The organism is Polaromonas sp. CT11-55, assembly GCF_047303325.1.
Classification (GTDB): Bacteria; Pseudomonadota; Gammaproteobacteria; order Burkholderiales; family Burkholderiaceae_C; genus Polaromonas.
In genome coordinates, this window is sequence record NZ_JBKBEX010000004.1 from 20,255 (window position 1) to 32,693 (window position 12,439).

At 65.9% G+C, this 12,439-nt stretch carries 11 protein-coding genes and 1 pseudogene; all 12 read left to right on the forward strand.

What is annotated here, in order from left to right; translation table 11 throughout:
• Window positions 1-286: 286 nt before the first annotated feature.
• Window positions 287-691 (forward strand): flagellar basal body rod protein FlgB, encoded by a 405-nt coding sequence (gene flgB / locus ACEN8I_RS05420; RefSeq protein WP_413327119.1) that lies wholly within the window; start codon window positions 287-289, stop codon window positions 689-691.
• Between the two features lie 42 nt (window positions 692-733).
• Window positions 734-1,150 (forward strand): flagellar basal body rod protein FlgC, encoded by a 417-nt coding sequence (gene flgC / locus ACEN8I_RS05425; RefSeq protein ID WP_413327122.1) that lies wholly within the window; start codon window positions 734-736, stop codon window positions 1,148-1,150.
• Between the two features lie 48 nt (window positions 1,151-1,198).
• Entirely contained in the window at window positions 1,199-1,864 is a 666-nt protein-coding gene (locus ACEN8I_RS05430) for a flagellar hook assembly protein FlgD (protein WP_413327125.1), read from the forward strand.
• Between the two features lie 91 nt (window positions 1,865-1,955).
• The gene (flgE, locus tag ACEN8I_RS05435) at window positions 1,956-3,242 is read left to right on the forward strand and encodes a flagellar hook protein FlgE (RefSeq protein WP_413327128.1); all 1,287 of its coding nucleotides are present in this window, start codon (window positions 1,956-1,958) and stop codon (window positions 3,240-3,242) included.
• Window positions 3,243-3,285: 43 nt separating this feature from the next.
• Window positions 3,286-4,026: a flagellar basal body rod protein FlgF gene (locus tag ACEN8I_RS05440; protein ID WP_413327131.1), complete on the forward strand. Its 741-nt coding sequence runs from the start codon at window positions 3,286-3,288 to the stop codon at window positions 4,024-4,026.
• 38 nt (window positions 4,027-4,064) lie between these two features.
• Complete coding sequence (gene flgG / locus ACEN8I_RS05445) at window positions 4,065-4,847, forward strand: flagellar basal-body rod protein FlgG (protein WP_413327134.1); 783 nt, start codon at window positions 4,065-4,067, stop codon at window positions 4,845-4,847.
• The gene (locus ACEN8I_RS05450; RefSeq protein WP_413327137.1) at window positions 4,847-5,518 is read left to right on the forward strand and encodes a flagellar basal body L-ring protein FlgH; all 672 of its coding nucleotides are present in this window, start codon (window positions 4,847-4,849) and stop codon (window positions 5,516-5,518) included. Before flgG ends, ACEN8I_RS05450 begins: the two co-directional genes overlap by 1 nt.
• A 2-nt stretch (window positions 5,519-5,520) precedes the next feature.
• On the forward strand, window positions 5,521-6,660 hold the full coding sequence (locus ACEN8I_RS05455; protein ID WP_413327140.1) for a flagellar basal body P-ring protein FlgI: 1,140 nt from the start codon (window positions 5,521-5,523) through the stop codon (window positions 6,658-6,660).
• A 246-nt stretch (window positions 6,661-6,906) separates the two neighbouring features.
• A complete protein-coding gene (flgJ, locus tag ACEN8I_RS05460; RefSeq protein ID WP_413327143.1) occupies window positions 6,907-7,857 on the forward strand; it encodes a flagellar assembly peptidoglycan hydrolase FlgJ in 951 nt (316 codons plus the stop codon).
• Between the two features lie 98 nt (window positions 7,858-7,955).
• The gene (locus ACEN8I_RS05465) at window positions 7,956-9,680 is read left to right on the forward strand and encodes a methyl-accepting chemotaxis protein (RefSeq protein WP_413327146.1); all 1,725 of its coding nucleotides are present in this window, start codon (window positions 7,956-7,958) and stop codon (window positions 9,678-9,680) included.
• A 125-nt stretch (window positions 9,681-9,805) separates the two neighbouring features.
• Window positions 9,806-10,102: pseudogene (locus tag ACEN8I_RS05470) on the forward strand (methyl-accepting chemotaxis protein); the annotation flags it as partial.
• 342 nt (window positions 10,103-10,444) lie between these two features.
• Complete coding sequence (gene flgK, locus ACEN8I_RS05475; RefSeq protein ID WP_413327149.1) at window positions 10,445-12,430, forward strand: flagellar hook-associated protein FlgK; 1,986 nt, start codon at window positions 10,445-10,447, stop codon at window positions 12,428-12,430.
• Window positions 12,431-12,439 lie beyond the last annotated feature (9 nt).

The following is a 12,439-nucleotide window of genomic DNA, read 5'->3' on the forward strand; positions in this document are numbered from 1 at the left end:
TGAATTTCTTTTATCCGCAGATTACGCAGATTTCCACAGATTTTAGAAACCGGCAGCACAAGCCAAGGCCTGAAGTGCGCGGCAATCGGCCTGCTGTTCATCCGATTGAAAAACGCCCGCCGGTAGTGCAATGCATGGAGTCGGAATGTGTGGCCCGGCATTGCGGCAAGCCCTGAATTGGCCGGCTAAACACCGTCTGTTCCGCTGATTGCGAAAACGGGCAATTCCTACAATTTTTCAAAGGCGGCACTGCGCGGGCGCGGTGCCCAAGCACGGAGAAGGACCCATGATCGACAAACTCGATTCAGCGCTGCGCTTCCACCAGGAGGCGCTCAGCCTCAGGGCGCGGCGGCAGGAAGTGCTGTCGGCCAATATCGCGAACGCGGACACGCCGCACTACAAGGCGCGTGACTTCGATTTCAGCGGCAAGCTCCAGGAAGCGCTGGAGCGCGGCCGCCAGTCCGGCTCCATGAGCATGTCGACCACGTCGGCGCGCCACCTGCCCGGCGAGGCGCGTGCCTCGGGCGCGGACGAACTGCTCTACCGCACGCCCGCGCAGTCCAGCATAGACGGCAACACGGTGGAGATGGACATGGAGCGCGTGAACTTCGCCGACAACGCCATGCGCTACGAAGCCAACCTCACCCTGCTGGGCGCCAAGATCAAGTCGCTGCTGGCGGCGGCGCAGTAACCCCCTCCCACCCCACACACCACACACCACAGGTTTGCATTCATGCCGGATTTCAACAGCTCCAGCGGCATCTTCGCGATCGCCGGTTCCGCCCTGACGGCGCAGTCCCAGCGCATGAACGTGGCGGCCAGCAATATGGCCAATGCCGACAGCGTGGCCGGCCCAGACGGCCTGCCCTATCGCGCGCGCCAGGTAGTGTTCGAGACCGCGCCCGTGCCCGGCGACGCCATAGGCGGCGTGCGTGTCTCGCGGGTCGTTGAAGACCCCTCCCCCTTTCGCCTGGTGCACGACCCCAAGAACCCGGCCGCCAATGCCGAGGGTTATGTGGCCATGCCCAACGTCAACCCGGTGGAGGAGATGGTCAACATGATCTCGGCCTCGCGTTCCTATCAGGCCAACGTCGAGGTGCTCAACACCGCCAAGACGCTGATGCTCAAGACCCTGACCGTCGGCCAGTAAGCGCCGCGCCATCCCTTCTTCCACCCCCCCCCACACAGGAAAAATTTCATGGCCGTGAACGCCCCCGCCGCATCCGACCCCGCGAGCACGCTGAACGCCCTGGCCTCGAAGCAGGGCTCCGCCGCCGACAGCGAGCAGCGCTTCCTCAAGCTGCTGGTCACGCAGCTGAACAACCAGGACCCGCTGAACCCGCTGGACAACGCGCAGCTGACCTCGCAGCTCGCGCAGATGAGCACCGTGAGCGGCATCGAAAAACTCAACGGCGCGGTGCAGTCGCTGCTGGCCCAGAGCGGCGCCAGCCAGGTGCTGCAGTCGGCCGCACTGATAGGCCGCACCGTGCTGGTGCCGGGCAAGGAGGCTGCTGTCAAGGATGGCGTGCCGGAAAAATTCGGCATAGACATCGCCGGCGCCGCCGACGCGGTGAAGGTCAGCGTGAAGAACGCGGCCGGCGAGACCGTGCGCACTTTCGACCTGGGCGCGTTGCCGGCCGGCGTGAAGATGGTCGACTGGGACGGCAAGAGCGACACCGGCGCCGCCGTGCCCGACGGCAACTACAGCCTCAGCGTGACGGCCAAGGCCGGCAAGGAGGACGTGCAGTCCCTGGCGTTGACCTATGCCAAGGTCGCCAGCGTGGCGCAGGTCTACGGCGGTGCCTCGCTGGACCTGGGCGGCGGCCGCAAGGCCGGGCTCGACGAAGTCCGGCAGGTGCTTTGATTTTTTTGTGAGGTAGCGGCCTGACGGCCCCGGGGCAGCCGCCCCATTTCCCTTTAACCGCAAGCAATCAACTGAATAAAAAGGAAACACCATGGGTTTCGCACAAGGGGTGAGTGGCCTGAACGCCTCCGCCAGCAATCTCGACGTCATCGGCAACAACATCGCCAACTCCGGCACGGTGGGCTTCAAGTCGGGCAACACGCTGTTCTCCGACGTCTATGCGGGCTCGCGCGTCGGCCTGGGCACGCGGGTAGCGGCGGTGGTGCAGAACTTCAGCGCCGGCGCGGTGCAAAGCAGCACGCGCGGGCTGGACGTGGCCATTGTCAACGGTGACGGCTTTTTCCGCCTGGCCAGCCCCAGCGGCGAGATCATGTATTCGCGCAACGGCCAGTTCGACCAGGACGCCGACGGTTTTATCGTCAATGCGGGCGGCCTGCGCCTGACCGGCTACCAGCGCTCGGCCAACGGCACGGTCGCCGGCGGCACGCCCGGCCCGCTGCAGCTGCCCACCGCGGCCATGGCGCCCAGGGCGACCCAAAGCATCGTCTCGCAGTACAACCTCGATTCGCGCAGCACGGTTCCCGCGGCCACGCCTTTTGACGCCAACAACTCGGCCACCTACAACTACTCGAACCCGGTCAAGGTCTACGACTCGCTGGGCAATGCGCACGAGATCAACACCTTCTTCGTGAAGACCGGCCCCAATGCCTGGAGCGCCTACGCCACGGCCGACGGCTACCCGCTCAACGCGACCGGCGGCATGATCGCCGCGCCCACGCCGGCCGGCCCGCCCGTGGTCGCCAACAGCGCGCCGCTGGCCACCGGCACCCTGAGTTTTGACGGCAACGGCAACCTGGTCGCCGGCGCGCCCACCACGCTGGTGGGCGGAAAGATCAGCTTCGCGGGCCTGAACTTCGCCAACGGCGCCAACCCGCTGAACTTCACCATGGACTTGACCAGCTCCACCCAGTTCGGCAACGTCAACGACCCGAAAAAGCTCACGCAGGACGGTTTCACCTCGGGCCAGCTCACGGCCTTCGCGATCAATGAGGACGGCACCATCACCGGCAAGTATTCCAACGAGCAGACCCAGACCCTGGGCCAGGTCGTGCTGTCGTCCTTTGTGAACCCCAACGGCCTGCAGTCCAAGGGCGACAACGTCTGGGCCGAGACCGCCGAATCGGGCCAGCCCCTGACCGGCTCGCCGGGCAGCGGCACCAAGCTGGGCGCGCTGTCGTCCGGCGCGGTCGAGGCTTCGAACGTGGACCTGACGGGCGAGCTGGTCAACCTGATCATCGCGCAGCGCACCTACCAGGCCAATGCGCAGACCGTCAAGACGCAGGACCAGGTCATGCAGACCCTGGTGAACATGCGCTGATGTCGGCGCATTGATGCATCGGACGTAAGAAGCAAGGAACAGCATGGACCGGATGATTTACATAGGCCTGGGCGGCGCCAAGCAGGCGCTGGAGCAGCAGGCCTCGGTGGCCCACAACATGGCCAATGTGTCCACGCCGGGCTTTCGCGCGCAGATCAACAGCTTTCGCGCCGTGCCCGTGGTCGGCGAGGAAATGGGTACGCGCGCGCTGGTGGTGGCGACCACGCCCGGCGCCGACATGAGCGCCGGCCCGCTGATGCAGACCGGCCGGCCGCTGGACGTCGCGGTGCGCGGCGAGGGCTGGCTCACGGTGCGGATGCCGGACGGTAGCGAAGCCTACACGCGCCTGGGCAACCTGCAGGTGGGCGCCGAGGGCCAGGTCAGCACGCAGGGCGGCCGCCCGCTGATGGGTGACGCCGGCCCGCTGGTGGTGCCGCCGGGCGCCTCGCTGGTGGTGGGCGGCGACGGCGTGCTCACGGCCATAGGCGCGGGCGACCCGGTCGTGGGCGCGGCCGAAGTCGGCCGCTTGAAGCTGGTCAACCCGGCCGCGGCCGACCTGGTGCGCGGCGACGACGGCCTGTTCCGCATGCAGGCAGGCCGGCCCGCGCCGCAGGCCGACCCCGAGGTGCGCCTGCAGACCGGCGCGCTGGAGGGCAGCAACGTCAACCCGGTCGAGGCCATGGTACAGATGATTTCCAACGCGCGGCGTTTCGAGATGCAGATGAAGACCCTGCAGACCGCCGAGAGCAACGAGCAGCAGGCCAACAAGCTGCTGTCGAGCTGAGCCTTTATTGACATGTTTTCTCCCGCAGGAGTTTTCCCATGATTCGTTCCCTCTGGATCGCCAAGACCGGCCTGGATGCGCAGCAGACCCAGCTTGACGTGGTCTCCAACAACCTGGCCAACGTGGGCACCACGGGCTTCAAGCGCAGCCGCGCGGTGTTTGAAGATTTGCTCTACCAGAACCTGCGCCAGAGCGGCGGCCAGACCTCGGACCAGACGCGCATGCCCTCGGGCCTGCAGATAGGGACAGGCGCGCGCGTGGTGGCGACCGAGCGCATACACACCCAGGGCAACCCGACCAAGACCGACAACCCGCGCGACGTGTCCATCAACGGCAGCGGTTTTTTCCAGGTGCTGATGCCTGACGGCACCAATGCCTATACACGCGACGGCTCCTTCCAGCCCGACCAGAACGGCCAGCTGGTGACGACCAACGGCTACCCGCTGCAGCCGGCCATCACGCTGCCGCAGGACACCACGGGCCTGACCATAGGCCGCGACGGCACGGTCTCCATCACCCAGGGCGGCTCCAGCACCAGCGTGCAGATAGGCCAGATCCAGCTCGCGACCTTTATGAACCCCGCGGGCCTGGAGAGCAAGGGCGAGAACCTGTATGTGGAAACCGACGCCTCGGGCGGCGCCAACCAGACCGCGCCCGGCCAGAACGGCGCGGGCGTGCTCAACCAGGGCTACGTCGAGTCGTCGAACGTGAACGTGGTGGAAGAGCTGGTCAACATGATCCAGACCCAGCGCGCCTACGAGATCAACAGCAAAGCGGTGCAGACATCCGACCAGATGCTCGCGCGCCTGGCGCAGCTGTGATGCGTGGCTGTGTGCTGGCCGCCGCCGGGCTGCTGCTGGGCGGCTGCGCCCAGGTGCCGCGCGAGCCCATCGTGCACCAGCCCATGACGGCGCGCTACGACGCGCAGCCGCGGCCGGCCGTGCCGGCCTACGGCTCCATCTACCGCACCAGCTTTGGCGCGCAGGCGCTGTTCGAGGACAGGCGGCCGCGCCAGGTGGGCGACATCCTGACCATCGTCATCAACGAGAACATCAACGCCAGCAAAAATTCGGCCGCCGACGCCAGCCGCACCAGCAGCGCCACCTCGGCCCTGGGCCTGGTGCCCAAGCTGCTCAGCGGCCTGGTCTCCAGCGACCAGGATGCCGATGCCAGCGGCAAGAACGTCATGAGCGCCAAGGGCGGCGCCAATTCCAAGAACACCTTTAACGGCGTGATCACGGTCACGGTGGTGGAGCTGCTGGCCAACGGCAACCTGCTGGTCAGCGGCGAAAAACAGATGCTGATCAACCAGGGCACGGAATACATACGTTTTTCGGGCGTGGTCAACCCGCGCACCGTGGGCGCCAACAACTCTGTGCCTTCAACCCAGGTGGCCGACGCGCGCATCGAGTACAGCGCCAAGGGCTATATCGACGAAGCGCAGACCATGGGCTGGCTGCAGCGCGTCTTCCTCAACGTCTTGCCGTTCTGACCATGCACTCCCTGTCTCATTTCACTTTTGCGGGGGCCCGGGCGCTCAGGCTGTGCCTGCTGTTGCCGGCCCTGGCCGCCTTGCCGGCGCTGCCGGTGCAAGCCGAGCGCATCAAGGACCTGGCCAGCATCCAGGGCGTGCGCGACAACCCCTTGATAGGCTACGGCCTCATGGTGGGCCTGGACGGCAGCGGCGACCAGACCATGCAGACGCCTTTCACCACGCAAAGCCTGAACAACATGCTGGGCCAGCTGGGCGTGACGGTGCCGCCCGGCACCAATATGCAGCTCAAGAATGTGGCGGCCGTGATGGTGACCGCCGTGCTGCCGCCGTTTGCACGGCCGGGCCAGGCCATAGACGTCACCGTGTCCTCGCTGGGCAACGCCAAAAGCCTGCGCGGCGGCACCCTCTTGATGACGCCGCTCAAGGGCGCGGACGGCCAGGTCTATGCGCTGGCCCAGGGCAATATGGTGGTGGGCGGCGCGGGCGCCTCGGCCGGCGGCACCCAGGTCAAGGTCAACCAGCTCAGTTCGGGCCGCATCCCGGCCGGCGCGATTGTCGAGCGCGCGGTGGAGTCCCCGCTGGGCGGCGACGGCACGCTGATGATTGAACTTAACAAGACCGATTTCGGCACCGCGCAAAAAGCCGTGGACGCGATCAACCGCAGCTTCGGCCCCGGCACGGCGCAGGCGCTGGACGCGCGTGTGATCCAGGTCAACGCACCGGCCCGGCCCGAGGAGCGTGTCGGCTTCCTGGCCCGCATCGAGGACATTGACGTGAACCCCTCGCAGGCCGTGGCCAGGGTGGTCATCAATGCGCGCACCGGCTCGGTGGTGATGAACCAGGCGGTGCGCATCAACGACTGCGCGGTGGCGCACGGCAGCCTGTCGGTGGTGATCAACACCGATCCGGTGATCAGCCAGCCCGGCGCGTTTTCCGGCGGCAACACGGTGGCCACCCAGCGCTCGCAGATCGAGCTGAGCCAGGGCGGCGGCGCGCTGCAGGTCGTCAAGGGCGGCGCTTCGCTGGCCGAGGTGATCAAGGGCCTTAATGCCCTGGGCGCCAACCCGCAGGACCTGGTGTCCATCCTGCAGGCCATGAAAGCCGTGGGCGCGCTACGCGCTGAGCTTGAGATTATCTAACCTAGAAACGGAAACGGCAGTTGACCGCTTGCAAACTTTCCAAAAGCCGTATGAGTACTGACATTTCTGCCTTCGTTCGAATCCATTTTTTGGGTGGCAGCGCTATGTACCCGATTGCACCACGCGCGGGGCGCCATGCGGCGTTGCTCCGCCTTGTGGGCACTAGCCCACTGCGTTGTCGCGCCTTGCCTGGCACCCCGCGCGCGGCACACTCGGGCACATCCAACTGCCGTTTCTAGGTTAAACATGCGCGACGCGAGCCTTGCCAACCTCAACACCCTGAATGTGCCGGCCACCGGCGTGCTCGACCAGCGCCTGTCGCTGGACGTGCAGGGTGTGGACGAGTTGCGCCGCACGGCGCGCAGCTCGCCGCAGGAGGGCATGAAGCAGGCGTCCAAGCAGTTTGAGGTGATGTTCATGGGCATGGTGCTCAAGAGCATGCGCGAGGCCACGCCTTCGGAGGGCCTGTTCGGCAGCCAGTCCGAAAAAATGTACACCTCCATGCTGGACCAGCAGCTCGCGCAAAACCTCTCGGGCCGCGGCCTGGGCCTGGCCGATGCCATGTATGCGCAGCTCAGCCGCATGGCGGGGGGCGAGGCGGTGCCGCCCGGCGAGACCGGCGTGGGGGCGCCCAAAGCTGTGCCGCTGCCGGTACTGGCTGTTTCCCAGGGCCGCGCGCCCGATCTGTCGCTGTATGAAGAAGCCACGGCGCAGGCCACGCTGAGCCGCAGCGCTCTGCCGCAGGCGCACGTCGAGGCTTTTGTCTCGCGCCTGCTGCCGGCCGCGCAGCGCGCCAGCGAAGCCAGCGGTGTGCCCGCGCAGCTGATCATGGCGCAGGCGGCGCTGGAGTCCGGCTGGGGCAAGCGCGAAATCCGCAAGGAAGACGGCAGCAGCAGCTTCAATGTTTTCGGCATCAAGGCCGACCGAAGCTGGAAGGGCCCCGTGGCCGAAAGCGCCACCACTGAATACGTCAACGGCGCGCCGCAAAAGACACGCGCCGCTTTCCGCGCCTATGGCTCTTATGACGAAGCCTTTGCCGACTACGCGAAATTCCTCGCCGCCAACCCGCGCTATTCCGGTGTGGTCGCCACACGCGACCCGGCCGAGGCGGCGCACGGCCTGCAGCGTGCCGGTTATGCGACCGACCCTGAGTACGGCGGAAAGCTGGTGCGCATCATGCGGCAGATGAGCACATAGGCGTTTGCCGTTCGCTGTTGGTCGGCGGCAGCCGGGAGAGTTTGGGTTAGTTATCTGGGTCCAAGGCCTGCATCCGCGGCCATACAAGGAATAAAAATATGCAATGGTTTCATCAACTTCGTGTCATGACCAAACTGGTCGGCAGTTTCCTCATCGTGGCGGCCATAGGCGCCATCATTGGTGGGCTGGGCATTTTTCACATGGGCCGCATCAGCGCTGCCACCGAAAGCCTCTACAACCAGGAGGTGCTCGCGCTCAAGGGTGTGCAGGAGGCGAACATCCACCTGATCTATGCCAGCCGGGCGCAGATGGGCTTGCAGTCGGCCTCGTCCATAGGCGAGCGCAACACCGGCAAGAAAGACATCGCAGCGGCCCTGCAAGGCATTGAAGAGCGCATGGCCGAGGTCAAGCCCCTGCTCGAAGACGAGTCCAAGGGCCAGGCGCTGTACCAGCAGTACGCCGCCAAAATGCCGCAACTCAAGCAGCGGATGAACGACTTTGTGGCCCTGCTCATGAAGCAGTCGCTGGACTCCTCGCAGTACGACGGCAAGGTGGCCGAGGACAGCGCCATCCTGCTCAAGGAATCGCGAGTGGTCGAGGAAATCCTGCAGCAGATGGTCAGCTACAGCGACGGGCAGGCCAAGGCCAGCATGGAGAACGTGGCGGCCACCTACCGCAACTCGCGCCTGGCCATGGTGGTGCTGGTGCTGGGCGGTATCGCGGCCAGCGTGGGCCTGGGCGTGGTGATGTCGCGCATGCTGGGCCTGCAGATAGGCGGCGAGCCGGCCTATGCCGCGGCCATTGTGGACCGTGTGGCCCAGGGCGACCTGACGGTGCATGTGGCGCTGCGCAAGGGCGACAGCCGCAGCCTGCTGTATGCCATCCACAAGATGCAGCAGGAGCTGGCACGCGTGATCAGCCAGATCCGCCAGGCCAGCGGCACCATCGCGACCGCATCGAGCGAGATCGCGGCCGGCAACCATGATTTGTCATCGCGCACCGAACAGCAGGCCAGTTCGCTCGAAGAAACCGCTGCCTCGATGGAGGAACTGACGAGTACCGTCAAACAGAATGCCGACAACGCACGCCAGGCCAACCAGCTGGCGGTGTCCGCATCGAGCGTTGCCGTCAAGGGCGGCAGCGTGGTCGCCGAAGTCGTGGGCACCATGGGCGCGATCAATGCATCCTCACGCAAGATTGTCGACATCATTGGCGTGATCGACGGCATTGCCTTCCAGACCAATATCCTGGCGCTCAATGCGGCCGTGGAAGCGGCGCGTGCGGGCGAGCAGGGCAGGGGGTTTGCGGTCGTCGCAGCCGAAGTGCGCAACCTGGCCCAGCGCAGCGCGGCAGCAGCCAAAGAGATCAAGACCCTGATCGACGATTCGGTGAGCAAGGTCGAAGAGGGCAGCAGCCAGGTGGCTGAAGCCGGCAAGACCATGGATGAGATTGTCGACAGCGTCAAACGCGTGACCGACATCATGGCCGAGATCACGGCCGCCAGCCAGGAACAGACCTCAGGGATCGAGCAGATCAACCAGGCGATCACCCAGATGGACCAGGTCACGCAGCAGAACGCGGCGCTGGTCGAACAAGCCGCCGCCGCGGCGTCTTCGCTGCAGGAGCAGGCCAGCGGCCTGTCGCAAGCGGTCAGCGTGTTCAAGGTTGAGGGAGGTGATATGCAACAGCCGCCGCCCATGCCGCGCCGCCCGGCCAGCCCGGTTCGACCGGTGGCCACACCGAAACAGCCGCCCCAGGCCCGCCATGCCATCGCCCCGCCGCTGGCGGCCGGCGCGGGCGGCGGCAGCTGGGAGACTTTCTAGGAAAAAAGATTCGGCGTGGCGTGGCAACTTGCTCAAGTTTTGCCGCAGCCGGCCGATAAGCAGGAGCGAGGCGTGCCGCGGGCATGGCCTTGCACGCCGACATCATTGATTTTCAAGGAGTGCGCATGCACACGACCACAAGCCATCCTGTATCGAATGTTGAAGAAAAATCACCGGCCCCAACACTGGGTTACCCCGGCCTGGCCGCCGCACCGCTGCCGGCCGAAAAAGTCGCCGACATCATAGGCATGATCGACGGCATCGCGCTGCGCACCCGCAGCCTGGCCCACGCTGCAGCCGAAGCGGCCCATGCCGGCGAGCAGGCCCGGGGTTTTGCGCTGATGGCCGCTGAAGTCAAAAGCCTGGCCCATCGGAGTGCAGCGGCGGTCCGGGAAATCAAGGGCCTGATCGGCGACTCCGTCTACAAGGCCGGCCAGGCCGAGGAAGACCGCCAGCGCGAGTTCGAGGAGCGTGCCAAGCGGTGGCAGCGCTCGCTGACGGCGTGAGCCGGGTATTTCTGTCTTGCTCCCTCTCCCTCTGGGAGAGGGCGGGGTGAGGGCCGGCGGCGTACCAAACACCAGCCATGTCTCCAGACCCGGAGAGCCCTCACCCTTACCCTCTCCCAGGGGGAGAGGGAATGGGGACAAGCGGCAATTTGATGAGGAATACATCTCAAGTTCCCCAGGCCCCGGCCGTTATCCCTCTATATATATCTAGTGTGTGCCGGCACTCCCCAGGGGAGCGCCCCGTGAAAGACCCGATTTATGTCCAATAGCATGTTTTACACCGGGCTGAGCGGCCTCAATGCCGCCCAGGCCGCGCTGGTGACCACCGGCCACAACACCGCCAACGTCAACACGCCCGGTTACAGCCGCCAGTCCGCGCAGGTCGCGACGGCCGGCGGCGTGTACCGCGCCAGCGTGGGGTTCTTCGGCAGTGGCGCCAAGGTGGTCGACGTGACCCGCAGCTACGACGCCTACCTGGCCTCGCAACTCAACCAGGCGCAGTCGCTGAACCAGTCGCTCACCACTTACTACACGCAGATCAGCCAGATCGACAACCTGCTGGCCAACCAGAAAGCGGGCCTGGCGCCCCAGCTGCAGTCGCTGTTCACCAACATCCAGGCGGTGGCGAACACGCCGGCCGACCCCGCCGCGCGCCAGCAGCTGATCAGCTCCGCGCAGGCCGCGGCCAACCAGTTCCGTTCCATGGACCAGTACCTGAGCGGTCTGAACAACACGACCAACGACCAGATCTCGGGCACCGTCGACCAGATCAACAGCTACGCCGAGCAGATCGCCAGCCTCAACAAACAGGTGGCCCTGCTCAGCAATGCCTCGGGCGGCCAGGCCCCCAACGACCTGCTGGACCAACGCGACCAGCTCGTCAACCAGTTGGGCCTGCTGGTGGGCACCAAGCTGGTGGTGCAGGACGGCGGCCAGTACAACATCAGCATAGGCAACGGCCAGTCCCTGGTGCTGGGCGACAGTGCCAACAAACTCGCGGCGGTACGCTCGGCGGCCGACCCCAGCCGCATGGCCGTGGCGGTGATCAACGCGGCCGGCGTAGCGGTGCAGATGCCCGACAGCATGCTCAGCGGCGGCATGATGGGCGGCTTGATGCAGTTCCGCAGCGAGACCCTGGCCCCCGCGCAGAATGCGCTGGGCCGCATCGCGATCGCGCTGTCCGACGCCTTCAACGCCCAGCACAAGCTGGGTGTCGATTTGAGCGGCGCGCTGGGCACGGATTTTTTCTCGCAGGCCAGCCCCGGCCTGCTGGCCAACAGCCGCAACACCGGCAACCTGGTGATGACGCCCTCGTTTGCCAACACCAGCCAGCTGACCACCAGCGACTACCGCCTGGACGTGGGCGCCGGCCCCAGCTACACGCTGACCCGCCTGTCGGACAACCAGGTCATTCCGATGACCGCGGGTTTCCCGGGCGCCGCGCCCGCCAACACCACGACTTTTGACGGCGTCACGCTGACGCTGGCCAGCGGCGCCGGTGCGCCCGGCGACTCGTTCTTGATCCAGCCCACGCGCACGGGCGCGCGCGACCTCACGGTGCTGGTCAGCGACCCGGCCAAAATCGCGGCGGCTTCACCCATAGTGACCGGCAACACCGCCGCCAACCAGGGCAGCGGCAAGATCAGCGCCGGCAAAGTGGATGCGGCCTATCCCATCACGCCGCTGGCCGCGAAGGTGACGCTCACTTACGACGCCACCACCAACCAGCTGTCGGGCTTTCCGGCCGGCGCGGCCGTGACCGTGACGCGCGCCGACGGCACGCCCGACCCCGCCAGCCCCTACGCACCAGGCGCATCGGTCAGCTACACACCGGGCGCGACGTTGAGCTTTAACGGCATCAGCCTCACGATCAGCGGCACGCCGGCCAATGGCGACAGCTTTACCGTGGACAAAAACACCGGCGGCATCTCCGACGGCAGCAACGCGCTGCTGCTGGGCGCGCTGCAGAACAAAAAAACCATGGGCGGCGGCACGGCCAGCTTCAACGATTCTTACGCCCAATTGGTCAGCAGCGTCGGCAACAAGGCCAGGCAGGTCCAGATCGCCGGCACGGCGCAGACCAGCCTGGCCACGCAAATACGCGGCGCTCAGCAGTCGGTCTCCGGCGTCAACCAGGACGAGGAAACCGCCAACCTGCTGATGTTCCAGCAGATGTACCAGGCCAATGCCAAGGTCATACAGACGGCATCGACCATGTTTGACGCGGTCCTCGGGATCAACTAAGGAGCCCAT

Bases quoted from the DNA above. Each gene is read 5' to 3' on its own strand.
- flgJ (WP_413327143.1), top strand. From the start codon at position 6,907: ATGCGCGACGCGAGCCTTGCCAACCTCAACACCCTGAATGTGCCGGCC.
- ACEN8I_RS05465 (WP_413327146.1), top strand. From the start codon at position 7,956: ATGCAATGGTTTCATCAACTTCGTGTCATGACCAAACTGGTCGGCAGT.
- ACEN8I_RS05440 (WP_413327131.1), top strand. From the start codon at position 3,286: ATGGACCGGATGATTTACATAGGCCTGGGCGGCGCCAAGCAGGCGCTG.
- ACEN8I_RS05430 (WP_413327125.1), top strand. From the start codon at position 1,199: ATGGCCGTGAACGCCCCCGCCGCATCCGACCCCGCGAGCACGCTGAAC.
- flgB (WP_413327119.1), top strand. From the start codon at position 287: ATGATCGACAAACTCGATTCAGCGCTGCGCTTCCACCAGGAGGCGCTC.
- flgE (WP_413327128.1), top strand. From the start codon at position 1,956: ATGGGTTTCGCACAAGGGGTGAGTGGCCTGAACGCCTCCGCCAGCAAT.
- flgG (WP_413327134.1), top strand. From the start codon at position 4,065: ATGATTCGTTCCCTCTGGATCGCCAAGACCGGCCTGGATGCGCAGCAG.
- ACEN8I_RS05450 (WP_413327137.1), top strand. From the start codon at position 4,847: ATGCGTGGCTGTGTGCTGGCCGCCGCCGGGCTGCTGCTGGGCGGCTGC.
- ACEN8I_RS05455 (WP_413327140.1), top strand. From the start codon at position 5,521: ATGCACTCCCTGTCTCATTTCACTTTTGCGGGGGCCCGGGCGCTCAGG.
- flgK (WP_413327149.1), top strand. From the start codon at position 10,445: ATGTCCAATAGCATGTTTTACACCGGGCTGAGCGGCCTCAATGCCGCC.
- flgC (WP_413327122.1), top strand. From the start codon at position 734: ATGCCGGATTTCAACAGCTCCAGCGGCATCTTCGCGATCGCCGGTTCC.